The organism is Cohnella hashimotonis (assembly GCF_030014955.1).
GTDB lineage: Bacteria > Bacillota > Bacilli > Paenibacillales > Paenibacillaceae > Cohnella > Cohnella hashimotonis.
The window spans coordinates 6,750,347-6,774,520 of the sequence record NZ_JAGRPV010000001.1 but is presented as its reverse complement, the minus strand read 5'-3'; the positions used below and the strand labels follow the sequence as shown (position 1 = coordinate 6,774,520).

Annotated in this window: 21 protein-coding genes; 20 read left to right on the top strand and 1 reads right to left on the bottom strand. The window is 59.6% G+C overall.

From position 1 onward, the window contains the following. Positions 1-6 precede the first annotated feature (6 nt). From KB449_RS26925 to KB449_RS26845, 17 genes are all read left to right on the top strand, one after another. A complete protein-coding gene (locus tag KB449_RS26925; RefSeq protein WP_282911318.1) occupies positions 7-1,716 on the top strand; it encodes a right-handed parallel beta-helix repeat-containing protein in 1,710 nt (569 codons plus the stop codon). 212 nt (positions 1,717-1,928) lie between these two features. Beyond that, a complete protein-coding gene (locus KB449_RS26920; protein ID WP_282911317.1) occupies positions 1,929-3,131 on the top strand; it encodes a right-handed parallel beta-helix repeat-containing protein in 1,203 nt (400 codons plus the stop codon). Positions 3,132-3,425: 294 nt separating this feature from the next. Further along, complete coding sequence (locus KB449_RS26915; RefSeq protein ID WP_282911316.1) at positions 3,426-4,202, top strand: YveK family protein; 777 nt, start codon at positions 3,426-3,428, stop codon at positions 4,200-4,202. A 38-nt stretch (positions 4,203-4,240) separates the two neighbouring features. Continuing rightward, positions 4,241-5,431, top strand: a complete 1,191-nt coding sequence (locus KB449_RS26910; RefSeq protein WP_282911315.1) for a glycosyltransferase — start codon at positions 4,241-4,243, stop codon at positions 5,429-5,431. A 53-nt stretch (positions 5,432-5,484) separates the two neighbouring features. Continuing rightward, positions 5,485-6,177: a CpsD/CapB family tyrosine-protein kinase gene (locus KB449_RS26905; protein ID WP_282911314.1), complete on the top strand. Its 693-nt coding sequence runs from the start codon at positions 5,485-5,487 to the stop codon at positions 6,175-6,177. 3 nt (positions 6,178-6,180) lie between these two features. Beyond that, the gene (locus tag KB449_RS26900; RefSeq protein ID WP_282911313.1) at positions 6,181-6,897 is read left to right on the top strand and encodes a sugar transferase; all 717 of its coding nucleotides are present in this window, start codon (positions 6,181-6,183) and stop codon (positions 6,895-6,897) included. A gap of 45 nt (positions 6,898-6,942) precedes the next feature. Continuing rightward, complete coding sequence (locus tag KB449_RS26895; RefSeq protein ID WP_282911312.1) at positions 6,943-8,100, top strand: glycosyltransferase family 4 protein; 1,158 nt, start codon at positions 6,943-6,945, stop codon at positions 8,098-8,100. Between the two features lie 15 nt (positions 8,101-8,115). Continuing rightward, a complete protein-coding gene (locus KB449_RS26890; RefSeq protein WP_282911311.1) occupies positions 8,116-9,465 on the top strand; it encodes a UDP-glucose dehydrogenase family protein in 1,350 nt (449 codons plus the stop codon). A gap of 43 nt (positions 9,466-9,508) precedes the next feature. Then, entirely contained in the window at positions 9,509-10,807 is a 1,299-nt protein-coding gene (locus KB449_RS26885; RefSeq protein ID WP_282911310.1) for an O-antigen polymerase, read from the top strand. Further along, positions 10,804-11,940 carry a glycosyltransferase family 4 protein gene (locus KB449_RS26880; RefSeq protein WP_282911309.1) on the top strand — a complete coding sequence of 379 codons (1,137 nt, stop codon included), beginning with the start codon at positions 10,804-10,806 and terminating at the stop codon, positions 11,938-11,940. The genes KB449_RS26885 and KB449_RS26880 overlap by 4 nt, the downstream gene beginning before the upstream one ends. Continuing rightward, positions 11,937-13,109, top strand: coding sequence for a glycosyltransferase (locus KB449_RS26875; protein WP_282911308.1), 1,173 nt, complete (start codon positions 11,937-11,939; stop codon positions 13,107-13,109). Before KB449_RS26880 ends, KB449_RS26875 begins: the two co-directional genes overlap by 4 nt. Further along, the gene (locus tag KB449_RS26870; protein WP_282911307.1) at positions 13,106-14,578 is read left to right on the top strand and encodes an MOP flippase family protein; all 1,473 of its coding nucleotides are present in this window, start codon (positions 13,106-13,108) and stop codon (positions 14,576-14,578) included. The genes KB449_RS26875 and KB449_RS26870 overlap by 4 nt, the downstream gene beginning before the upstream one ends. Positions 14,579-14,695: 117 nt before the next feature. After that, positions 14,696-15,601, top strand: coding sequence for a UTP--glucose-1-phosphate uridylyltransferase GalU (gene galU, locus KB449_RS26865; RefSeq protein ID WP_282911306.1), 906 nt, complete (start codon positions 14,696-14,698; stop codon positions 15,599-15,601). A 130-nt stretch (positions 15,602-15,731) separates the two neighbouring features. Continuing rightward, positions 15,732-17,105 (top strand): sugar phosphate nucleotidyltransferase, encoded by a 1,374-nt coding sequence (locus KB449_RS26860; RefSeq protein ID WP_282911305.1) that lies wholly within the window; start codon positions 15,732-15,734, stop codon positions 17,103-17,105. Continuing rightward, entirely contained in the window at positions 17,078-18,121 is a 1,044-nt protein-coding gene (locus KB449_RS26855; protein WP_282911304.1) for an LCP family glycopolymer transferase, read from the top strand. The genes KB449_RS26860 and KB449_RS26855 overlap by 28 nt, the downstream gene beginning before the upstream one ends. A gap of 80 nt (positions 18,122-18,201) precedes the next feature. Further along, entirely contained in the window at positions 18,202-18,921 is a 720-nt protein-coding gene (locus KB449_RS26850) for a PIG-L family deacetylase (RefSeq protein ID WP_282911303.1), read from the top strand. 121 nt (positions 18,922-19,042) lie between these two features. Next, positions 19,043-19,420, top strand: a complete 378-nt coding sequence (locus KB449_RS26845) for a GNAT family N-acetyltransferase (protein ID WP_282911302.1) — start codon at positions 19,043-19,045, stop codon at positions 19,418-19,420. Positions 19,421-19,970: 550 nt separating this feature from the next. Here KB449_RS26845 and KB449_RS26840 read toward each other — a convergent pair. Continuing rightward, a complete protein-coding gene (locus KB449_RS26840) occupies positions 19,971-20,495 on the bottom strand; it encodes a general stress protein (protein ID WP_282911301.1) in 525 nt (174 codons plus the stop codon). 253 nt (positions 20,496-20,748) lie between these two features. On the opposite strand from KB449_RS26840, the gene KB449_RS26835 reads away from it, so the two are divergent. The 3 genes from KB449_RS26835 (at position 20,749) to KB449_RS26825 (ending at position 24,060) form a co-directional block, all read left to right on the top strand. Beyond that, a complete protein-coding gene (locus KB449_RS26835) occupies positions 20,749-21,687 on the top strand; it encodes a carbohydrate ABC transporter permease (protein WP_282911300.1) in 939 nt (312 codons plus the stop codon). After that, positions 21,684-22,535, top strand: a complete 852-nt coding sequence (locus tag KB449_RS26830) for a carbohydrate ABC transporter permease (protein ID WP_282911299.1) — start codon at positions 21,684-21,686, stop codon at positions 22,533-22,535. Before KB449_RS26835 ends, KB449_RS26830 begins: the two co-directional genes overlap by 4 nt. A gap of 154 nt (positions 22,536-22,689) precedes the next feature. Continuing rightward, positions 22,690-24,060: an ABC transporter substrate-binding protein gene (locus KB449_RS26825; RefSeq protein WP_282911298.1), complete on the top strand. Its 1,371-nt coding sequence runs from the start codon at positions 22,690-22,692 to the stop codon at positions 24,058-24,060. Positions 24,061-24,174 lie beyond the last annotated feature (114 nt).

Here is a 24,174-nt window from a genome sequence, read left to right as displayed (position 1 = left end):
TTTATTTTGAAAAAAATCGGTTTGACGGCAATGGCGCTCGCCCTGGGTCTTGGGCTTTCGAATTCGATTGTGTCCGTAAAGGACGCGCAAGCCGTCAGCGTTAGCAGTTTATATGCCGCTCCGCAAGACTTTTCGGTCACGCAGGGGCGGAACCAGTGGTTCTATCAGAAAAGCGCAGGCTCGGTTTATAGCAATCTCGCATATAATGCGGACGACACCCGCTGGCAAGCGGCGGCGGACAGCGGATATCCTTGGGTGAGCAAGGACGCGATGCACCCGAGCAAGGACTTCGACGCCGTACGCAAGTGGGTGTCGCCCGGCAAGGGTACGGTCACGATCGGCGGTACCGTCAAAAAAGGCGACGACAAAGGCGACGGCATCCTCGCCACGATTAAAAAGGACAAGACGACGCTGTGGAGCGCCGTCGTGAGCACGACAGACGGCAATTCGCCAGAGGTGAAACCGGTCGCGGTTGAGAAGGGAACGGCGATTTACTTTGAAGTCAACAGCAGGGCATCGATGAACAACGACCATACATTGTGGGATCCGGAAATTACGTTCACGGCGGTCAACGCTTCGTCGACGGTGAAGGCCGCGGCGACGTCGAACGCGGTCAAGCCGGCAGCGACGCAGGTTGCGAAGCCCGCTGCTTCTTCCGTAGCGAAGCCAACGGTTGCCGTGGCGGCCAATGCCAATTCTTACGCGCTGTCCGTAACGAGCTGCGGGGCTGTGGCGAACGACGGCAAAGACGACTACGGCGCATTCGCAGCCTGCCTGGACAAGGCGAAGGCACAGGGCAAATACGTCTCCGTGCCGGCCGGCGAATATCAGCTGAGCAAGATCTTGACCCTCAATGGCGTCAAGCTGATCGGCGCGGGCATGACGAAGACGACGCTGATATCGACGGACCCGCAGAACGGCTCGATCGATCTGAAGGGGAACAATGCCAAACTGAGCGGCGTCAAGCATGTCTATCAGACGACGGTCGCGCGGGGCGACGGCTCCAATGAGAAGAACAGCATTACCGTACGCGGAGCGACGAACTTCACGATCGACGGCGTCTACGTGTACAAGTCGAGCACGGCAGGCATTCTTGTCCAGGGCGCGGCCAAGGGCGGCACCATCACGAACAACACCGTCGATTCGACCGGTGCGGACGGCATCCATATTACGGACGGCAGCAGCGACATCTTGATTGAGAAAAATACGGTCAAAGCGACGGGGGACGATACGATCGCAGTCGTCAGCTACGCGCAGGACGGTCCTGCGGTGCATGACGTCACGATCCGCGGCAACGACGTCGGATACCTCTCCAAGGCGCGCGGCATCGCGGTCGTCGGAGGCACGGACGTATTGATCGAAGACAACTCGGTAAAGGACACGCATATGGCGGGCATCTATATTGCTGTCGAAGCCAATTACAACACGGTTAACGTCGACCGGATTACGGTGAAGAACAATACAATCGACCATGCGGGCATTCACGAGCCAGAAAATCATCCCAATGTGCTGATCTACGCCTCGCAGGGTGTTATCGACAATGTGACGTTCGCGGGCAACACGATCAAGAACGCGGCCCATCGCGGAATCGGCGTATGGGGCGACGGACAGATCAAGGATATCTACTTTACGAAAAATACGTTGATTAACGCGGTAGGAGCGAATACGACGTTCAAGGCGGGCACCATTCATCTGAGCAACAATACGGGATTTTAATAGCGCTGATAGGCTGATAAATAAAACGACGCCAATCCGGATATCCGGGTTGGTTTTTTTATTGTTTTTGCTTCTGTTTTCGCAATATTTTGCTTCCGTTTTCGCGTCATCTTAACGATTTTTAATGTGCGAGATTGTTTTACCCAGGTGCATAAGGGGTGAAACTCTGGTAAGTCCGATAAATCTATACAAAGAGCCAACTGGAGGTCGGGATGGAGAGAATCCGGAAAAAACGCTATGCGCTAGGATCTGGAATCGCATTGCTGCTGGTGCTGGCCATTGTCTTGTTGTGGCCGCGCGGCGGCGAGAAGGGAGCGGAGCCGGACGACACCCCTGCGCCCTCCTCTTCGCAAGAGGCTTCGTCCTCCCCGGAACCGTCGGAAGAAACGCGCTGGACGATCGAGGACGGCGCGCTGCTCTGCCTGGCGGGCGCGGACGATCGCGACGACGATCTGGAGACGCTCAAGGCTTGCACGCAAAAAGCCAGGGAGGACGGACTTCAGCTTCGCCTGTCCGAAGGGGAATACCGCATCGACGACCTCTGGGTCATCGACGGCGTCCAGGTGCAGGGAGCCGGCGCCGACAAGACGGTCATCGTATCCACCGATCCGAAGCGCGGCTCGATCGACCTGGAGGGCAGCGGTCCTTCGCTGAGCGACTTGAGTCACGTCTATGAGAAGACGGTTAAGCGGGGCAACGGCGAGAATGCCAAAAATAGCATCACGGTCAGGGATGCGAGCGGCTTTCGCATCGAAAACGTACATGTCGACAAGGCGAGCACGGCGGGCATTCTCGTGCAGGAGTCTTCCGAGGACGGCGTCATTGCGAACAACCTGATCGAGAATACGGGGGCCGACGGTATTCACATCACGGACGGAAGCTCCCGCATCCGAATCGAGAACAACAAAGTATCCGGCACGGGAGACGACGCCATCGCGGTCGTCAGCTACCTGAAGGACCGGGCGGTAACGAACGACGTGACAATCGTGGACAATGACGTCGGCTACGACTCGAAGGCGAGAGGCATATCCGTCGTTGGCGGCGAGGACGTCACGATCGAGGGCAATACGATCCAGCGCACGGAGATGGCCGGCATTTATATCTCCGTCGAGAAGGAATGGGAGACGGCCGACACGAAAAACGTCACCGTGCAAAAAAATACGATCGAGCATACGGGCATGCGCAAGGACAGCGATCACCCGAACATTTTGGTCTACGCGTCCCAGGGCAAGCTGGACGATATCACCTTCGAAGCGAATACGATCAAAAACGCCGTGAACGACGGCATCGGAGTGTGGGGAGACGGGGACTTGGGCAACATTTATTTCTCGAATAACGTTCTCAGCGATTCTAGCAAAGCGCCAACCAATTTCAAGGGCGGCAATATCCATCTGGAAGGAAATACGGGATTTTAATAATTCTAATTGACAAAGCGCGCCGATGCGATAACGGCGCGCTTTTTCGCGTTTTTTAAAAATGAGAAAACCCACTTGAAACCGTTACCAATATATGCATGTTTGTTTCAGATACGGAGTCAGAGGTTTAAGTTGGGGTCAAGAATGAGAGAGACGGGCGAACAGGCGAAAGGGGCGACCCGAACCTACATAACATCACTTTCCTCCCAGGGTCCCGGCTCGTCGGGATCGTCCGAATCTCCCAATCCGGCAAAACGCAGGAAATCATACAAAACGAAGCGGAGGCTATCTAGAATGGAGCTGCAGCATTACCTCAAGGTCGTCAAGAGATACTGGTGGATCCCTGCCTTGCTGATCGTCGTCATCTGCACGGCCGCCTACGTTTACACCAACAAGTACGTGAAGCCCGTTTATCAGGCGTCGACGGACTTGATCGTCAACAAAACCGAATCGACGGTCGCGGGACAGCAGGTCATCGACCAGAACTCTATCAATACGAACCTCATGCTCATCAACACCTACAAGCAGATCATCAAGTCTCCTTCGGTCATGAAGACCGTCGCGGACAAACACCCCGAGCTGGGTATGACGGCATCGCAGATCAGCGAGAAGGTCGCAGTCAATACGATGAAGGATGCGCAGATTATCACGCTGGTCGCCAAGGCCGACAGCTACGAAACGGCCGTGCAAATCGTAGGCGGCGTATCCAACGCCTTCCGCGGCAGCGTCACCGAGCTCATGAAGCTTAACAACATCACGGTGCTCACCGAGCCGGATCCGCTGGCCGCGCCGGGCCCGATCAACAGCAGTCATACGGTCCTGTATATATTCAGCTTCCTGCTTGCAGCTTTGCTTGGTCTCGGCATCGCGTTCCTTGTCGATTACCTGGACGATAAGATCCGGACTGAGGACGACCTCGAGAGCGAGCTCGGCATCACGATGCTCGCCACCATCGGCAAGATTAAGCAAAAGGATCTGGCGCAAGGCAAATTACGCACCGCGATTCCGTTCGCCAGAGAGAACGCGGTACGCGGCAAGCAGGAACTTAGACCCGCCGAAGAGCAGCGCTGACATGCCAAGGCGACCGAAGGAGGCGGGACTCGCCGGTCATGACGTTACGAAATATTCTGATCTATCGCGATTGTCTGTTGGCGCCCTCTGAGACGTTTATCCGCTCCCAGGCCGAGGGCATGCGCATCTACCGGGCCCACTATGCGGGCTCCAATCGAAATCCGGGGATCTCTCTCGATCCCGAACGCGTCACCGTGTTGAATTCGGGCGGCGCGGGCGGCCGAATGCGCGAGCTGCTCTTCAAATCCACGGGCCTCGGCTTCCCGATCGAGCGCAAGTTCAGGCAAATGCACTTCCGCCTGCTTCACGCGCATTTCGGTCCCGACGCCGCCTTGGCCTTGCCGATCGCAAGACGCCTTCACATCCCGCTCGTCGTCACGTTCCACGGCTACGATGCGACGATCAAGGACGAATATGCCCGCAAGTCCTACTACACGCACCGCAACTACATTCGCAAGCGGGAGCAGCTCCAGCGGTCCGCAGCCTTGTTTATCGCCGTATCGGATTTCATCCGCGGCAAGCTGATCGAACAAGGTTACCCCGCGGACAAGATCGTTCGTCACTATATCGGCGTCGATACGGTGCGGTTCAAACCCGAGCCCGAGCATGCGTCGCCGAGAGAAAACGTGGTGCTGTTCGTCGGCCGTCTGGTCGAGGTGAAGGGCGCAGCCTATCTCATCCAGGCGATGAGCCAGGTGCAAAGGGAGAACCCGGATGCCGAGCTGGTGCTGATCGGTGACGGTCCGCTCCGGGCGGAGCTGGAGGAGCTCGCAGCTCGAACGCTCAAGAAATATCGTTTTTTGGGCACGCAGCCGCCGGAGGTCGTGAAGCGCTGGATGAACCGCGCAAAGGTATTCTCCGTGCCGAGCGTGCCGACGGAGACCGGAGCGGAAGAGGCATTCGGCATCTCCTTCCTGGAGGCGGCCTCGATGCGGCTCCCGGTAGCGAGCTTCCGTACTGGAGGCATCCCCGAGGCGGTGAGCGACGGCGAGACCGGACTGCTCGCCGAGCCGCGCGACTGGCAGGGGCTCGCTGCCTGCATCTCCCGTCTGCTGAGCGACGAAGCACTATGGCGGCGATTGAGCGCCAGAAGCAGAGAACGAGTTCGCGAATCGTTCGACTTGACAGAGCAGACCAAGAAGCTGGAAGAAATCTATCATTCCGTATTGGCAGGCGATACGAGCCAGGCAACGGGCTACCAACTGAGGCCGAGCCGCATCGACGCATGAATCGCGCGACACAGATCGCCGCAATCATATTCGAGAGACAGGCAGGGATACAGATGACCAGAGAAAACAACAAGCATCGCCAGATTGCCAAAGCGGGCCCGGGTTCCTCGGTGTCCGAGTCCTACAAAAAGCTGCGCACCAATATCCGGTTCTCCTCGATGGGGCAAGCTGTCAAGCTGATTCTCGTGGCGTCCGCGGTATCGGGCGAAGGCCGTACGACCACCGCGATCAATCTGGCGATCAGCTATGCGCAAGAAAACAAAAACGTGCTGCTGCTCGACGCCGATCTTAGACGGCCGTCCGTGGGACAAGCTTTCTTCCGCACGACCCGCACGGGTCTGAGCGACATCCTGATCCGGCGCGGCAAGCCGGAGGACGCGATCCAGCAGACGGATATCGCCGGCCTGTACGTGCTCCCGGCCGGCACGGTGCCGCCGAATCCTTCGGAGCTGCTCGGCTCCGATGCCATGCGAAGCCTGCTTGAAGAGCTGAAGACGCAGTTCGACGTCATCGTCGTCGACTCGCCGCCGGCCTCGTCGTTCGCGGATGCGCAGATCGTCGGCGCCATGTCCGACGGCGTCGTCCTCGTCGCCCGCTCCGGCAAGGTCACCAAGGAGGCCGTACGCCGCACCCGCCTTGGACTGGAACACGTCGGCGCGCACATTCTCGGCGCCGTCTTGAACAATACGAACCGCAGCCGCATTGAATCCAGCTACGCTAATTACTACGGATACGGAGGAGATTAAAAAATGAGTTTAGTCGGCAATGAGCTCGAGATCGCCAGCCGCGCCCCAGCCACGACGTCCGCCCAGCCTATCGTCCAGCCTAATGCCCAGTCAAGCGGAACCAACTACCTGTTCGCAAGCGCCAAGCGTGTGATCGACCTGCTCGGATCGGGCATCGGATTGATTCTCCTTTCCCCGGTATTTGCCGTCATTGCAATTATCATCAAAATCCAGGATCCGAAGGGTCCCGTATTTTTCAAGCAGCACCGGATCGGCAAGGGCGCGAGCATGTTCAATATTTACAAGTTCCGCTCTATGAACACCAACTCCGAGCAGCTGCTGCGCGAAGACAAGGAACTGTACGCCAAGTACGTCGCAAGCAACTACAAGCTCGAAGCGCACGAAGACCCGCGCATCACGCGCATCGGCCGCTTCCTCCGCAAGACCAGCCTCGACGAGCTGCCTCAGCTGTACAACGTGCTCAAGGGCGAGATGAGCCTTGTCGGCCCGCGTCCGGTCGTCGCTCAGGAGCTCAAGGAATATCGCGACAAAAAACGCGAATTCCTGTCGGTCAAGCCCGGCATTACCGGCTATTGGCAGGTCAGCGGGCGCAGCGACGTCGGCTATCCGGAGCGCGTCGATCTCGAACTCTACTACGTCTACAACAAATCGCTAGCGCTCGATACGAAGATTTTGTTCGCGACCGTACGCAGCGTGCTGCTCAAGAAGGGCGCTTATTAAATCTAACGAAATGCCACCGGGTACGAACAGGAGGACGACAGCCAAATGAAGGTCGCGATCGTTCACGAATGGTTGACGACGTATGCGGGATCGGAGAAAGTGGTCGAACAAATGCTCGAGGTGTATCCCGAAGCGGACGTGTTCGCCATGGTCGATTTCCTGCCGGAGAAGGATCGGGGCTTCCTCAAAGACCGGAAGGTCCGAACCTCCTTTCTGCAAAACATGCCGTTCGCCAAAAAGAAGTACAGGCAATACCTGCCGCTCATGCCCCTCGCCATCGAACAGTTCGATCTGTCCGCCTACGATCTCATTTTATCCAGCTCCCACGCGGTCGCCAAAGGCGTCATCACGGGGCCGAACCAGCTCCACATTTCCTACGTGCATTCGCCGATCCGCTATGCCTGGGACATGCAGCATCAATATCTCAGGGAGTCGGGCCTGCAGCGCGGCCTGAAGGGCGCCTTCGCCAAGTGGATGCTGAGCCGGATGCGGATGTGGGATTACCGGACAGCCAACGGGGTGGACTATTTTATCGCCAACTCCGAATTCATCGCCAGCCGCATCTGGAAGGTATACCGCAGGGAGTCCAGCGTCATCTATCCGCCGGTCAACGTGAACGCCTTCTCGTACCGCGAGGACAAGGAAGATTTCTACCTGACGGCCTCCCGCATGGTTCCTTACAAGAAGATGGACATGATCGCCGAAGCCTTCGCCGGCATGCCGGACAAGAAGCTGGTCATTATCGGCGACGGACCCGACATGGAGAAGGTCAAGGCCCAGGCGGCCAAAGCGCCGAACATTCAGGTGCTCGGCTACCAGCCGGACGCCGTGCTGATCGATCATATGCAGCGGGCCAAGGCGTTCGTGTTCGCCGCCGAAGAGGACTTCGGCATCACGCCTGTCGAGGCGCAGGCTTGCGGCACGCCGGTCATCGCCTACGGCAGGGGCGGATCGCTCGAGACCGTCCGCGGCCTCGGCGTCGCGCAGCCGACCGGCGTCTTCTTCGAAGAGCAGACGCCGGCGCAGGTGATGGCGGCCGTAAGCCGGTTCGAGAACGAGGGCGGCGCCATTCAGGCGGCCAACTGCCGCAAGAACGCGGTGCGCTTCTCGCCGGATTCGTTCCGCAAGAAGCTGCAGCAGCACGTCGACAACAAACTGCATCAGAATACGCGCCAGGCGGGAAGCGTCCAGGCCGTTCTATAGGGGGAAAAGACAACTATGAAACTGACCTTCATCGGCACCGGGTACGTCGGGCTCGTATCCGGCGTCTGCTTCTCGGAGATCGGCAACGACGTCACTTGCCTGGACAAGGATCTGGGCAAGATCGAGCGCCTGAACCGCGGCGAAGTGCCGATCTACGAGCCGGGCCTCCAGGAGCTGATCGCCAAAAACCGCGAGCTTGGGCGCCTTCGCTTCACCGGCGACCTGACGCCGGCCGTCGAGGGCGCAGAGGCGATCTTCCTCTGCGTCGGCACGCCGCCGCTGCCTAACGGGGAAGCCAACCTGGCGTTCATCGAGCAGGCCGCGCAAGAGATCGCGCTCGCGATGAACGGCTACAAGATCATCGCGACCAAGAGCACGGTGCCGGTCGGCACGAACGACCGCATTCGGGACATCGTCTCGCGGCTCACGCCGCATCCGTTCGACGTCGTCTCGATTCCCGAGTTCCTGCGGGAAGGCTCGGCCATCGCGGACACGCTGCATCCGGACCGCATCATCATCGGCACGGACAGCCCCGAGGCGGCGGCTAAGATCGCCGAGCTGCACCGTCCGCTGACCGACCGGATCATGGTGACCGACGTGCGCAGCGCGGAGATGATCAAGTACGCGTCCAACGCCTTCCTCGCCACCAAGATCTCCTTCATCAACGAGATCGCCAACATCTGCGAGAAGGTCGGCGCGGACGTCACGGACGTGGCGAAGGGAATGGGTCACGACCGGCGGATCGGCCCGTCGTTCCTCCAGGCTGGAATCGGCTACGGCGGCTCCTGCTTCCCGAAGGATACGAACGCACTCATCCAGATCGCGGGCAACGTCGACTACGAGTTCAAGCTGCTGAAGTCGGTCGTCGAGGTGAACCAGGGCCAGCGCTTCAACGTCATGACCAAGCTGCGGCGCTCGCTCGGCGAGCTCGGCGGCAAGCGGATCGGCGTCTGGGGGCTTGCGTTCAAGCCGGACACCGACGACGTTCGCGAGTCGCCGGCGCTGGACATCATCGGCGCGCTGCTGGCGGAGGGCGCGGAGGTGCAGGCCTACGACCCGGTGGCGACGGCCAACTTCAAGGCGATCTTCGGGCAGGCGGACGAGGTGGTCTGGAAGGAAGATCCGATCGAGGCGGCCCGGGACTGCGACGCGTTATGTCTCCTGACCGACTGGCAGGAATTCAAGTCGTTGTCGCTGCCCGAGGTACAGGGCGTCATGCGCCAGAACATCCTGATCGACGGACGCAATGTGTATTCGAGCGAGCAGGTGAACGAGGCGGACCTGCGTTACTACTCGGTCGGGCGGCCGCATGTGGGCAGCCTGTCGCAGTTCGAGGCGGAGCCGGCAGCTTTTTATGGCAGGTGAACGCGCCGCGCCGGCGCAATCAAGACGAGGGAGTGCCCGTGTGATGAGAAAGAATGCTTCGGTCTGGTGGATGAACCCGACCATCCTGTTCGCCATCGTGATGGGGGTCGTCATCGCGGGCGCCTATATGATCCCCGCCCAGAACTACCTGATGTTCTACCGCGTCGAGAAGTTCATCGACAGCGGCAACATCTGGCTCGCCGTCTATCCGGCAGCCGCCTTCGTCCTGGGCGGCTTGCTGTCGTCGATGCTGTACAAAAAGGTAAAGCCCGTATCCGTGTTTCCCGATGCGGTGCTGAAGCGCGACACCTTTATCAAGTTCGTCGTCTACGCCCTGTTCGCCATGACGCTGTTCGGCTACGCGGTTTACTTGCTGATCATGGTCCGCAGCGGCTTCACGGTGTCGCTGTTCTTGTCCGTCATCAAGGGAGAGCCGGGCGCCATCTACTCGATCAAGCAGAACTTCGACAAGATCACGGGCGTCACCTCGTTTACGAACTTCGGCATCGCCTTCACGATTCTCGCGACCTACTACCAATGCCTCAAGGGAAGCAAGACGTTCATGCCCGCGTTCACGGTCGTCTTCCTGCTGACGCTCATGCGCTCGATCTTCTTCTCCGAGCGGCTCGCCCTGATGGAGATCATGGTGCCGGCGATCATTATATGGATCTCGATGCGGTTGAAGCAGGGCAAGCGGGTGCCGTTCGTGAAGCTGTATCCGCTCATCGGGATCGTGTTCGTCATCGGATTTTTCGGGATCAGCGAGTACTTCCGTTCGTGGCTGAGCTACTACGTCCACATCTATCCTTCGTTCTGGGAGTTCGTCGTCACCCGCTTTTTCGGCTACTACGTCACGGCTCTCAACACCGGCACGCTGTACATAAGAGAGCTGGGCTTCCCGTCGATTCCGTTCCCCTACTATACCTGGGAGTGGCTGTGGAAAATACCGCCGGGCGGCGAGGCGTATGCCAACGTATACGGCGTACGGCCCATGGGCCTGCTGGACAACATACTCGAAACGATGGGCAATCCGGAGTTCAACAATCCGTCCGGGCTCATGCTCCCTTATCACGATTACGGCTTCGGCGGGGCACTGGTTTATATGGCGCTCCTCGGTTATATCAGCGGCGTGCTGTACACGCATTTCCGCAACAATCACACGTTCGGCATGCTGATGTACCCGATCTGGATCGTGGGCATCCTGGAATTTCCGCGGTATCTGTACTTCACGAGCGGCCGGTTTTTCCCGTGCTGGGTCGTGCTGCTCCTGTTCACGCTCGTTCTTCATTACAATAAGCGCAAAATCAAGAGCTGGCGGCTCTCGGGGGTGAATCGGACATGAAGCTTCAGAAGATCTATATCAACGGGCGCTTCCTGACCCATCCCGTCACGGGCGTACAACGGTACGCGATCGAGGTGCTTCGCTCGCTCGACGCCATGGTCGGGGAACGCGACGCGGCGGTCGCAGGCTGCGAATTCGTCGTGCTGGCGCCGAAGGGAGACATTCGGGACATCGGCCTGCGCCATATCCCGATCAAGCAATCGGGGCGCGGCGCCGGCCATGCCTGGGAGCAGCTCAGCCTGCCGGCGCTTTGCGCGGACGGATTTCTGCTCAGCCTGTGCAACACGGGGCCGATGACCAAGCGCCGCCAGGCCGTCACGATGCACGACGCGGCCGTTTACGCGGCGCCGGACACGTACTCCTTCGCCTTCCGCGCCTGGTACAAGGTGCTGCAGCGTGTGCTCGGCATGAACGCGAAGGGCGTGCTGACCTGCTCCGCGTTTTCCCGCGCGCAGCTGACACAGCACTTCGGCATCGCCGAGCGCAAGATCAAGACGATCTACCACGGCCGCGAACATATCCTGCGGATCAAGGCCGACGAGACGGTGTTCGAGCGTCACGGGCTGGCGCGGCCTTACGTGCTGGCGGTCAGCAGCATGAGCCCGAACAAAAACTTCGCTTCCGTCGCGAAGGCGATCGAGCTGATGGGCGACGTCGGCTTCGACATCGTCATCGCCGGCGGCAGCAGCAAGATCTTCAAGCCCGCCGGCGGACGGATCGGCGGCGAGGTCAAAACGCTCGGCTACGTGACGGACGAAGAGCTGCGAGCCCTGTACGACCGGGCTTCCTGCTTCGTCTTCCCTTCCTTCTACGAAGGCTTCGGCTTTCCGGCGCTCGAGGCGATGTCCTGCGGCTGCCCCGTGGTCGCTTCCGACGCCGCTTCGATCCCCGAGGTGTGCAGGGATGCCGTGCTCTACTGCGATCCGCGCGATCCGGCGGACATCGCGGCCAAGATCAGGCGCATCATGGAGGACGACGGGCTGCGGACGCAGCTGCGCGAACGCGGACTCGCGCGGGCCGGCAACTTTTCCTGGGATAAATGCGCGCGGGAAACGCTGGACGCGGTCCGGCCGCATCTGGCCGCGGCAGCAGCGGCATACGTGCCGGAACGCGAGAGGGGGTGGAGCCGGTGAATATCGTATTTGCGAGCCACACGTACATGGGCGGGCCGTTCGTCGTCGGCTCCCACCATCTCGCCCGCGAGATGAAGCGGCTCGGCCACCGCGTCCTCCACATGAGCACGCCGCTCAGCCCGATGCATCTGCTCAAGTACAAGGACCGGGATATCCGCGCGCGGATCAAGATCTACCGGGGACAGCCCGAGGCCGAGCCGGATCAGGCGGTGAACAGCGTGCCGATGGCGCTGCTGCCGTGGGAGGTGGCCGGTCCGATCTATGCCCGCACGGGCAAAAACTGGACGCTGCCTCGCATGAAACGGCTGCTTCAGGAGCAGGGCATGGAGCGCGTGGACCTGCTGCTCATCGACCAGCCGCGGTTCGCCGGACTTGATGCCGTCATCAAGCCCGACGTCACCGTCTACAGGCCGACCGACCTGTACGCCCAGATGACGGGCGACCGTTCGATCCAGGCCGCCGAGGCCGCGATCATGGCGCGCGCGCACGGCCTCGTCTCCACGTCGGAGCCGGTGCTCGAGGAGCTGCTGCCGTACAATCCCGCGCTGCCGTGCCTCTTGCTCGAAAACGGCGTCGAGTACGAGCACTTCGCGCGGGGCGGCGAGGAGCCCGAGGATATGCGGACGATCCCCGGCCCCCGGGCCGTCTACGTCGGCGCGCTCGACGAGCGGCTCGACCTGGGCGCGCTGCGCAAGCTGGCGGACGCCAAGCCGGAGCTCGCCCTCGTCGTCATCGGACCCTGCGACGATGCGACGGCCGCCGTGTTCGCCGGCCGTCCCAACGTGCATCTGCTCGGTCCGAAGAAGTATAGGGACGTGCCGAGATACTTGCATCACGCCGACGTCGCGCTGCTGCCGCTGAGCGGCCATGCGGCCAACAAAGGGCGCAGCCCGATGAAGCTGTACGAATACGCGGCCGCAGGACTGCCGGTTGTCGTTACCGAGACGCCCGAGCTGCTGCGGCGGGAGGAGCCGTTCCTGTATTTCTACCGGGACGCGGACGAATTCCCGGCCAAGGTCGGCGAAGCCATTGCCGCGAGGCATGGGCGGGACCGCATCCGGGCGCTCGCCGAGCGCCATGCCTGGGACGCCAAGGCCAGGACGCTGCTTGAATTCGCCGACGGTTTGCGGCGGACAGCCTCATCCAAGGAAGTGACACGACAATCATGAGTTCGCTCAAGAAAAAAGGGATCGCGGCGGCCAAATGGTCCACGCTCGCGACCGTCATCTCGATCGTCGTGCAGGTGCTGCAGCTCCTCACCGTCTCCCATCTGCTGACCCCCAAGGATTACGGTCTCATGGGGATGGTCATGGTCATCGTCGCGGCTGCCGTCAACCTGACCGACATGGGCATCTCCAACGCGATCATTCACCGGCAGGACGTCACCAGGGACCACCTCTCCAGCCTCTACATACTGAACCTGGCGACGAGCTTCGTCATCAGTCTGGCGATCTTCCTGTCCGCGCCGCTCGTGGCGGCCTTCTATCACGAGCCCGACCTCGTCAACCCGGTCCGGTGGATGTCGCTGCTGTGCCTGATCCCGGCTTTCGGCCAACAGTTCGAGGTGCTGTCGCGCAAGGAGCTCAAGTTCGACGCGATCTCCAAGATCCAGATCGCCGCCTACTTCGCGGGCTTCCTCATCGCGATTGCGGGCGCTTACTACGGCTACGGCGTCTACGCGCTGGTCGGCTCTTACCTGGGCAACGCGCTCGTCCGCTCCGCCGGCCTTATGATCATGGGCTGGCGCAGATGGACGCCCGCCATGCATTTCACGCGCGGCGACCTTAAGGGCTATCTCAGTTTCGGCGTCTATCAGATGTCCTCGAATCTGCTCCAATCCTTTATCTCGAACCTGGATTATCTGATCCTGGGCCGCATGTACGGCGCGCAGACGCTCGGCTACTATTCGTGGGCCTACCAGCTGTGCATCATGCCGGTACAGAAGCTGACGCCGCTCATCAATTCGGTCACGCTGCCTATTTTCGCCAAGATCCAGGACGACCTGACGCAGCTGCGCAAGGGCTATATCAAGATCGCCGAAGGCGTCAGCTACCTGAACGCGCCGATCTACCTGGGCCTGCTGGTCACGGCGCCGATGCTCGTCACGTTCGCCTTCAGCGAGAAATGGCTGCCCAGCGTGCCGCTCATTCAGATTCTGTGCGTCATGTTCCTGATCCGCTCGCTTGTCGTCACCGTCCAACCGCTGCTGCAATCCAAAGGGCGGATGGACATGTATTTCCGCTATACGCTGCTCTGCATGGCAGTGCAGGTGCCCGGCCTGTTCATCGGCGCGTATCTGGGCGGCATGATCGGGCTGTGCTACGCGTTCGTCGTCGTGCAGGTCGTCATCTTCTGCATCCAGTACAGCTATGCCGTAAGGCGCGTGCTGGGGCCGTGCCTGGCTCCGCTCCTGCGCAGCATCGCGCCCGGACTGCTATGCGGACTGGTTATGGTTATCGGCGTTTTGGCCTTCGATTGGCTCTCTCAGGCGCTGTTCGAGCTCAATACGGGCTTTATCCTGCAGGTCATTTGCGGTGCGCTGCTCTACTTCGCGGTCATATTCTATTTCAACCGGAATCTGATTCATGTGGTACGCGATAAGGTATATAGGAGACATAAGTCCGTGAAGCCGGGGTGAAGCCCACGCGGCCGCCCCTTGATAACATACCGCCGTCGTCCCCGCTTATCCCCGTCGCTTTGTCCCGCGAACGTTCAACGCCGCATTTTCCACAGTAGATAGGAGGGTACTACACGAATGTCTAAAGTCAAAAAAGCGATCATCCCCGCCGCCGGCCTCGGAACGAGATTCCTTCCCGCAACGAAGGCGATGCCCAAAGAAATGCTCCCCATCGTCGACAAGCCGACGATCCAATACATCGTCGAAGAAGCGATCTGCTCGGGCATCGAGGATATCATCATCGTCACAGGCCGCAGCAAACGCGCGATCGAGGATCACTTCGACAAAAACCACGAGCTCGAGGCGGATCTCGAATGCAAGCAGAAAAACGAGCTGCTGGAAATCGTACGGGGCGTCACGAATCTCGTCGAGATTCACTGCGTCCGGCAGAAGGAGCCGCTGGGACTCGGACATGCCATTTGGTGCGCGCGCAAATTCGTGGCCGGCGAGCCGTTCGCGGTGCTGCTCGGCGACATGATCATCGAGAGCGAGGTTCCTTGCCTGAAGCAGATGATCGACGTCTACGACGAGCGGGCCGGCAGTATTATAGCTGTAGAAGAAGTGCCGTGGGAGAGCGTGTCCAGCTACGGCGTCATCCAGGGCGACATGATCAACAAGCGGCTGAACCGGATCACGAATCTGGTCGAAAAGCCGAAGGTCAATCCGCCGTCCAACCTGGCGATGATAGGACGCTACATTCTGGACCCGGCCATTATGGATATTCTGGAGCATCAGCAGCCCGGCGTGGGCGGAGAGATTCAGCTGACGGACGCGATGAAGCAGCTCGCGTCGCGCCAGAGCATGTACAGCTACCGCTACGACGGCAAGCTGTACGACGTCGGTAGCAAGCTGGGCTTCCTGAAGGCGAACATCGACTTTGCGCTGAAGCGCGAGGAGCTCGGCATGGGTTTGTGGGAGCACCTGTACGAATTGACCGGCTCATCGGATGGCGCAGATCTGCAGGAGGAACGCAGAATCGGCTAAGCGGGCAAGTTTAGCCGGCGAGCTTAGACGTGCAACTTGGCAGTGCTAGTTTTAGTTGCGAGCATAGGTTGCAAGCCTAAGCCGGCCGGCAAGAGAGAAGGACCAAAGAACATCTGGAGGGGAAAACATAATGAAATTGGTATTGCTGTCCGGGGGTTCCGGCAAACGACTGTGGCCGTTGTCCAACGACGCGAGGAGCAAGCAATTCCTCAAGGTGCTCGAGAACGAAAATAAAGAGATGGAGTCGATGGTCCAGCGGGTATGGGGACAGATCTGCGCCGTCGGCCTCGATCAATCGACCGTGATCGCGACGGGCAAGCAGCAGCTCGATATCCTGCAGAGCCAGCTGGGCCAGGTGCCGATCATCGTCGAGCCCGAGCGGCGGGACACGTTCCCGGCGATCGCGCTGGCTGCGGCCTACCTGTATTCGCTCAGGCAGGTCGACCTGAACGAGACGGTGTGCATCCTGCCCGTCGACCCGTACGTCGAAGACCGGTTCTTTGAGCGGATCCAGGATCTCGAGGACGTGCTGAACCGCACCGATGCGAAGATCGCGCTCATGGGCGTGACGCCGACGCTGCCTTCCTCCAAGTACGGCTACATCGTGCCGGAGCAGGATGGCGGAGACGATTCGTACAGCCGCGTGGCGCGGTTCACGGAGAAACCGTCCGAAGAAAAGGCCAAGTCGCTGATCGCGGACGGCGCGCTGTGGAACTGCGGCGTATTCGCGTTCAAGCTTGGCTATCTGATCGGCCTGCTGCTGGAGCGCGGGGTGCCGATCCAATATGAGGAACTTCAGAAGAGCTACGACAAGCTCGCCAAGATCAGCTTCGACTATGAGGTGGTCGAGAAGGAATCCGACATCGTCGTCATCCCTTACGACGGCTACTGGAAGGACCTTGGCACCTGGAACACCTTGACGGACAACATGGGCGCGTGCGTGATCGGCAACGGCATTTTGAGCGACGACAGCGCCAATACGCATTTGGTCAACGAACTGGACATTCCGGTCACGATCATCGGCATCCAGAATGCGATCGTCGCGGTCAGTCCGGACGGCATCCTCGTGTCCGAGAAGAACGCAAGCCCGCGCATCAAGGACATGGTCGTGCCGAACCAGCGCCCGATGTACGAGGAGCGGACCTGGGGCTGGTATCGCGTGCTCGACTATTCCAAGAGCCGCGATGCGGAGGTGCTGACCAAGCGTATCTGTCTCAAGTCGGGCAAGCACCTGAATTATCACTATCATGCGGAGCGGACGGATACGATGACGGTCATATCGGGTGAAGGAGAACTGGTACTCGGCGAAGAACTATATATCCTGAAGCCGGGAGACGTATTCCGAATCCCAGCCGGTTCCTACCACGCGCTGCGCGCGGCGACAGATATGGAATTCATCGAGATTCAGCAGGGAGAATCGGTGAAGGAAGACGACGAGATCGATCTCTACGGTACTTGGGAGGAGATGGAGTTCCATTGTCTGTCAAGAGGAATCCCCTCGTAAAAAGAGTACTCATCATCGCGTCCGCGGCAGTGCTGCTGCTCGTCCTGGGCGCGGGCGGGTACGCCTGGTACCTGTACCATGACGCCACGGATACGATCAGCGACATTTACCAGCCCATCGGTACCGTCCCCCCTGCGGGGGACGGCACGCAGGCCGTTGCCGGCGGAGCGGGCGGCACGAGTTCGGAGGGCACGGCGACGGGCGCCGTGCAGCTGGCGGCAACCGGCGATGCCAATCCATCCGATACGGCACGCCGTATCGTCGATCTGAATGCCAAGGACCCGTTCACGGTGCTGCTGCTTGGCGTCGACGAGCGGTCCGGCGATGTCGGCCGGTCCGATACGATCATGGTCGTCGGGGTCAATCCGGCCAAGCATTCCGTGTTGCTTTACAACATCCCTCGCGACACCCGCACCGAGATCGTCGGCAAAGGCACGACGGACAAGATCAACCACGCATACGCCTTTGGCGGCGTCGACATGTCGATCCGTACGGTCGAACGCTTCATGAACGTTCCTATCGATTACTATGTCAAAGTCAATATGGAAGGCTTCGAGCGGATCATCGACATTCTCGGCGGAGTAACGGTGAACAATCCGTTCGGCTTCACGATCGACGGCGTCAATTATCCGCAGGGACAGCTTGATCTCGACGGCGAGAATGCGCTGCTCTATTCCCGCATGCGCTACGACGATCCCAAGGGAGATATCGGACGCATCGAGCGGCAGCAGACGGTAATGGGCGAGCTGATCAATAAGGCGAAGCGGATTAAGACCGTAACCAAGGTGCCGGAGATTCTCGACGAGATTCGGGCGAACGCCAAGACGAATCTGACGCTGGACGATATGAAGGCGCTGTTCAACAATTACCGCAAAGAAATCAACACGGTCAGCAAGGACCAGGTGAACGGCGGCGGCGAGCGCATCGGCGGCATCTACTATTATATGGTCAGCGAGCAGGAGCGGACGCGCATGCACGACAAGCTCGCTTCGCAGCTTGCGAACGACGGAATCTGACTGGAAGCTCGCTAAGCGCATGGCCGTCGTGCCGGCGCGGGGCGGGCTTTTTAATTTACATTCGGGAGGGCGTACGCGTCATGGCGATCAATTTGTTTTTCGTGCCTCATCAGGACGACGAGGCGCTTACCTTCGGCGCGGGCATCCGCAACCATCTCGACGTAGGCGACGAATGCCACGTCATCTTATATACGGACGGGCGCTCGTCTGGCGTGCGAAGGCAGCTGAACGGCGAGACCAGGAGCGCGCTCGCGAGGCGTTATTACGATCCGGCGGCCGAGGGCTACGGTCGTCTCGAGGAAGAGGATATGGTCCGGCTGCGCAACGACGAATTCCGCCGTTCCTGCCTGGCGCTCGGGGTTCCCGAGACGCATATCCACTTTGCGGACGGACAGATGCGGGACGGCTCGACGACGGCGGAAGGCTGCGAGGACGTGCTTCGGGAATACTTGCGCAGGTACCCGGAAGCCCGGGTCAAAGCCTTCACGGATCTCGGGGGCAATCATGCCGATCACGCCAACATGGGCCGGGCCGCGCGCCGGCTGGCGCGTACAGGCGAGATCGCGGACCTGCGCCTGTACGTCGAGCCGTACAATCTTCGCAACGCGAAGCGGGAGGTCAGGCGACTGGAGCTGCTCGTCGAGCGGTCGCGCGACCACTCGCACAAGGTCGTCGCATCCCTGCAGGAGTACAAGCGCTGGGACCCGGCGCGCGGGCAGCTCGCGATCGGCTATCACTCCGTGAAGCGCTGCTTCGACCAGGCGATCGCGAAGCCGGTTTCCTATTATCATAAGCCCTAGATGGGGAAGCATGGCGGGCTTGATTGTTTAGCCGGTTCGGCGGGGGAGCGATCGAAAGTCGCCGATCGGGGTAAGGGATAGAGAACACGAGAAACGAGAATGACGATGGAGGTGCATGGACATGAGCGCATTGTACAATAACGGAACGCCCGAGGTACGGCCGGAAGAAGAGATCGTCGCGGAACGGGAAGGCAACGGCTACATCCTGCGCGGCGTTAAGGGCAGGATCGGCCAGATCTCCTATACGATGGCGGACGCGGACACCTGGATCATCGATCACACCTCGGTGGACGGCGAATACCGCGGACGCGGCCTGGCGCGCCAGCTGTTGAACTTCGTCGTCGAGGACGCGAGAGAGAAGGGGCGCAAGATCATCCCCTCCTGCTCCTACGCGCTCCAGCAATTCCAGGCCGACCCGTCGCTCTCCGACGTATGGGCCGAAGGAGACGCCAGCCGCTACTCCGACTCCTACAGCAGCAACGGCGTCGAATCGCGCTGATTCGGACTTATTGTGTTTTGACCAATCCCCGCACCCCCGTTCGGTCCTTCTGGACTGCGCGGGGGTATTTGCTGTTTCATGGTGCCGTAGCCGTCAAGATAGTTGGAGCGCCCAAGGCTGAGCCGATAAGCGCCAAAAGGCGCTAACGCCGCCCCCGAAGCGCTCAAGGCTGAGCCGATAAGCGCCAAAAGGCGCTAACGCCGCCCCGAAGCGCTCAAGGCTGAGCCGATAAGCGCCCAAAGGCGCTAACGCCGCCCTCGAAGCGCTCAAGACTGAGCCGATAAGCGCCCAAAGGCGCTAACGCCGCTACCATTGCGTTCTTGGCTGGTCAAAAGCCCGACGATTAAACCAAGATAGCCGGAAAAAACGGCTAACGAAGAGACATGCCAAATGTTTGAGGCAGAGATAGCCGGAAAAACCGGCTAACGGAGCGACGTGCGAGTTGGTGAGGCTGAGATAGCCGGAAAAACCGAGCGAGCCCTCCTCCCGCAGGGGGAAGAGGACTCGCCGTACTTACTGTATCCCTTTATTCGCTATCTCCGCAGCCGCTTTAGACGATATACGTATCCGAGTTCAGCGTATTGTTCGTCCGGAACGTGTCGTAAACGGGCGCCCGGCGGTCGGGATCCGTGTCGACGAGCACCAGGATGCGGCCTGCGCTCAGATCCTCGTCGTAGCGGTGGGCTTCGTCCTCCGGAATGCCGAGGCCGATGAGGCCGCCAACGATGCCGCCCGTGCCGGCGCCGACTGCGAGGCCGGTCAACGTCGCCGCGATCGGCCCTGCCGCAAGGATCGGCCCGATGCCGGGTACGACCAGCAGGCCGAGTCCGGCGAGCAAGCCGGTCAAGCCGCCGACCACGCCGCCCGTCGCCGCGCCGGCCGCCGCGCCTTCGGGCGCTTTGGTGCCCGTCTCGTCGGTGACGTAATCCAGATCGTCCCGGTTTTTGCTGATGACCGAGATGTCGTCCGAGGTATAGCCCTGACGTTTCAAATCCTCGATTGCTCTTACCGCGCCTTGCTCGGTATCGAATACGCCGACGATTCTACGTTCTTGGGTGCCGCGTTCCTGTGCCATGTCGAATCCCTCCTAATGGATGATTGGTGGCTTCTTTCGTTATAGCAGATCCTTACTTAACGTGTTCGTTCACTATCTAATACCCCAAACTTTATCCCCCAAACATGCCGCTCTCATGCAAGGACCAGGCATTTTACCGCATTTGCGCGATACGGTCAAAAAAATTTGAAATGAGTCATTTTAAGGCCTTATGGCTGCTTAAAGCGTTTTCTATACTGTAGAAAACCGCCTATGCAAGGAGGCTTGGATCCAGATGGCTACTCCACAGACCGGACAGGCCCGGACGCCGAACCCGCAGGCGACCCGCAAATCCCGACGTTTGCGCGAGATCGCGGCAGGCTATGTTTTTATCGGGCCGATGCTGCTTGGCGTTATCGTATTTACGCTCGTTCCGTTGATCATGTTGTTCGTCTTCAGTCTGACCGATTGGTCTTTCCTGACGGGGTACGACAAGCTGCATCTATCGGGCTTCGGCAACTTTGCACGGCTGCTGCGGGACCCGGAGTTCGGCGAGTCGCTGCTCCATAATCTGATCATGCTGCTGGCGGTGCCGATCGGCATGGCGGCCGCGCTGCTGCTCGCGGTGCTGATCTCCGAGCGGGCGTACGGGTCCTCCTTTTTCAAAGTCATCTTTTTCATGCCGCAGATCTCCAGCATCGCCGCTGTCGCGTTTGTCTGGCAGGTGCTGTTTCACCCGTCGTACGGTCCGGTTAACGGTTTCCTCTCCGCCGTCGGCGTTCACGAGCCGCCCAAGTGGCTGGCCGATCCGCAATATGCGCTGCCGTCGGTCATGCTGCTGATGATCTGGATCGACCTTGGCGTGTCGCTGATCATTTATATCGCGGGCATGAAAAACATTCCGCGCGACCTTTACGAGGCCGCCGACATCGACGGGGCGTCCGCGCGCGTGAAGTTTTTCCGGATCACTTTTCCGCTGTTGACGCCAACGAGCTTTTTTCTGCTGATTACCGGCCTGATCGCCAATTTTAAGTCGTTCGCCATCATCAAGGTACTTACGGACGGCGGACCCGCGCATTCCACGTCGGTCATCGTGTACGACATTTATCAGCAGGGCTTCGTGAACTTGAAAACGGGCTACGCGTCGGCCATGTCGGTCGTGCTGTTCGTCATCATCCTGGCGATCACGATTTTGCAGTGGGCCGGCCAAAGAAAGTGGGTGCATCAAGGATGAAGACGCAAGCCGCCGGTCGACGGGCGCTCCCTTTTTCACGCCTCCTCGCCACACTGGCGCTGGTGCTGTTCGGCATCGTATTCCTGCTCCCTTTCGTCTGGATGCTGTCCGCCTCGCTCAAGCCGGAGGTCGACGTGTTCAACTATCCGGTCGAGTGGATTCCGAAGCACTGGCAGGTCATCGAGAATTATAAAAAGGTATGGAACGGCAAAGCCAATTTCCCTTTGTATTATTGGAACTCGATCAAAGTATCCGTACTGACGACGCTGCTGTCCGTCGTCGTGTCGGCGATGGCCGCCTACGGCTTCACCAAGGTGCGGTTTCCGGGCCGCAACGCGCTCTTTCTGGTCGTGCTGGCGACTTATATGATTCCGGTAGAGGCGACGCTCGTTCCGCTGTTCGTCATTTACCGCTCCATCGGTCTCTACGATACGCATACGGGGCTTGTGCTGCTCGGCGGCTTCAGCGTGCTCGGCACCTTTTTGCTCCGCCAGTTTTTCGCCGGCATTTCCGATGAATATATCGAGTCGGCGCAGATCGACGGAGCGGGTCACTTTTCCATATTCGGCCGCATCCTGCTGCCGCTCGTGAAGCCGGCGATCGCCACCTACGCGATATTGCGCTTTATCTGGACGTGGAACGACTACCAGTCGCCGTTCATTTTCCTGAGCGACAAGGCGCTGTACACGATTCAGCTTGGCATGAACGCGTTCGCGGACCGCAACGGCCAGTTTTACTCGCTCGTCATGGCCGCTTCCGTCTCGGCGATCGTGCCGCTGCTCGTCGTTTTTATCGTCGGACAGAAGCAGGTCATCGAGGGCATCAGCCTCGGCGGCGTTAAAGGATGAGGGAGCAAAGGCCTCCTGATTAAACGGAAAACGGTCAATTATTTTCCGTTTTAGTCAATTTTGGTATCTTATCGACGGGAAAAGCCCAATGTTACGATTGTGTTACGAACCGTTCGTCATCAAGCGGTGCGACCATTTTCCGGGGAGGTTCATTATGTTAAACAAAAAGGTGCTGTCCGCTGCCATGGCATCCGCGCTCTCGATCTCGCTGCTCGCCGGCTGCGGCAGCAACAACAACGACAACGCCGCTTCGTCCGCCGCACCGTCCGCTTCAGGGTCCGCCTCGAGCTCGCCCGCGTCGTCGTCGGACGCACCTGCTACGATCAAGCTTGCTTCCTGGATTCCGAAGACGCAGATGGACGGCATGCTCGCAGAATATAAAAAAGAGAAGCCGAACGTAACCGTCGAATACGAAGAGCTGGTCGAGAACAACGATTCGGTCGAAGGTCTCAAGAAGCTGGATCTGCTGATCGCGTCCGGCTCCGATCTGGACGTCGTTATGTTCCCGAGTGCCGCCGAGTACTCCAAGCGCGTCGGGCTCGACCTGCTGGCTCCGCTGGACGACCTGCTGGGCGCCGAAGGCATCAAGGTGACGGACGAGTATACGGTCGATCCTTCGCTCAACGGCAAGGTGTACGCGCTGCCCGACACCTATGAGAACTACTTCGTGCTGCTGAACAAGGAGATGCTGGACAAAGCGGGGCTTCAGGTTCCGACGAACTGGACGTGGGACGACTTCTATGACTATTCGCGCAAGCTGACAAGCGGGGAAGGCGCGAACAAGATTTACGGCACTTATTTCCACTCCTGGCCGATGTACATGGAGCTGGGGCTGCTGAACCAGAGCAAGGACAACAACCTGGTGAACAACGGCGTTCTTAAGGTGGACGGGCCCGAGATCCGCAAGTCGCTGGAAATCCGCAATCAGACAGAGAACGTGGACAAGAGCGCCATCCCTTACAGCGACACCATCTCGCAAAAGCTGGCCTACCGCTCGGTCTACTTCTCCAAGAAGGCGGCGATGATCGTTACGGGCAACTGGATGATTACCGAGGCGGGCGGCTCGGACGAGTTCCCGGCCACATTCATCAGCGCGTTCGCTCCGATGCCGTCCAACAGTCAAGGCGAGCCGTCCGGCGTGAGCCCGGCTAACGGCAACTTTATCGGCGTGCTGAAGAAGTCGGAGAACCAGCAAGCCGCCTACGACTTCATCCGCTGGTATACGACGAAGGGCGAGCAGTGGAGCAATGTTTACTCGGCGTGGAAAAAGCAGGACATCGATCAGTTCATCTCCGGCTTGAAAACGAAGCTCAAGAGCCCCGACATGATCGATACCGATTCGCTGACCTACGTCATGAAAAACAGCCCGACGACGCCGCTCAATTTGCCGCCGGCTTACCAGTCGGAGCTTGAAGAAGCGTACGTCAAGGAAGCCGAGAAGTACGTGCTCGGCCAGCAGGACATGGAGACGACCGTCTCGAAGGCATCCGCGGCGCTTCAGAAGATCGTCGACGCCAACAAATAATCGCCTTCACCGGGCAAAAACGGCGCTTCGCAGGGATCGTTCCCTGCGGAGCGTTCTTGGTCTTGCAGAGGGACGTCGCGGACATGGCGCGGACAATGATAGAATGCAGAAAAG

Excerpts from the sequence above, each read along its gene's own strand:
- KB449_RS26920 (WP_282911317.1), top strand. The coding sequence starts at position 1,929 with ATGGAGAGAATCCGGAAAAAACGCTATGCGCTAGGATCTGGAATCGCA.
- KB449_RS26915 (WP_282911316.1), top strand. The coding sequence starts at position 3,426 with ATGGAGCTGCAGCATTACCTCAAGGTCGTCAAGAGATACTGGTGGATC.
- KB449_RS26910 (WP_282911315.1), top strand. The coding sequence starts at position 4,241 with ATGACGTTACGAAATATTCTGATCTATCGCGATTGTCTGTTGGCGCCC.
- KB449_RS26905 (WP_282911314.1), top strand. The coding sequence starts at position 5,485 with ATGACCAGAGAAAACAACAAGCATCGCCAGATTGCCAAAGCGGGCCCG.
- KB449_RS26900 (WP_282911313.1), top strand. The coding sequence starts at position 6,181 with ATGAGTTTAGTCGGCAATGAGCTCGAGATCGCCAGCCGCGCCCCAGCC.
- KB449_RS26895 (WP_282911312.1), top strand. The coding sequence starts at position 6,943 with ATGAAGGTCGCGATCGTTCACGAATGGTTGACGACGTATGCGGGATCG.
- KB449_RS26890 (WP_282911311.1), top strand. The coding sequence starts at position 8,116 with ATGAAACTGACCTTCATCGGCACCGGGTACGTCGGGCTCGTATCCGGC.
- KB449_RS26885 (WP_282911310.1), top strand. The coding sequence starts at position 9,509 with ATGAGAAAGAATGCTTCGGTCTGGTGGATGAACCCGACCATCCTGTTC.
- KB449_RS26880 (WP_282911309.1), top strand. The coding sequence starts at position 10,804 with ATGAAGCTTCAGAAGATCTATATCAACGGGCGCTTCCTGACCCATCCC.
- KB449_RS26870 (WP_282911307.1), top strand. The coding sequence starts at position 13,106 with ATGAGTTCGCTCAAGAAAAAAGGGATCGCGGCGGCCAAATGGTCCACG.
- galU (WP_282911306.1), top strand. The coding sequence starts at position 14,696 with ATGTCTAAAGTCAAAAAAGCGATCATCCCCGCCGCCGGCCTCGGAACG.
- KB449_RS26860 (WP_282911305.1), top strand. The coding sequence starts at position 15,732 with ATGAAATTGGTATTGCTGTCCGGGGGTTCCGGCAAACGACTGTGGCCG.
- KB449_RS26850 (WP_282911303.1), top strand. The coding sequence starts at position 18,202 with ATGGCGATCAATTTGTTTTTCGTGCCTCATCAGGACGACGAGGCGCTT.
- KB449_RS26845 (WP_282911302.1), top strand. The coding sequence starts at position 19,043 with ATGAGCGCATTGTACAATAACGGAACGCCCGAGGTACGGCCGGAAGAA.
- KB449_RS26840 (WP_282911301.1), bottom strand. The coding sequence starts at position 20,495 with ATGGCACAGGAACGCGGCACCCAAGAACGTAGAATCGTCGGCGTATTC.
- KB449_RS26835 (WP_282911300.1), top strand. The coding sequence starts at position 20,749 with ATGGCTACTCCACAGACCGGACAGGCCCGGACGCCGAACCCGCAGGCG.
- KB449_RS26830 (WP_282911299.1), top strand. The coding sequence starts at position 21,684 with ATGAAGACGCAAGCCGCCGGTCGACGGGCGCTCCCTTTTTCACGCCTC.
- KB449_RS26825 (WP_282911298.1), top strand. The coding sequence starts at position 22,690 with ATGTTAAACAAAAAGGTGCTGTCCGCTGCCATGGCATCCGCGCTCTCG.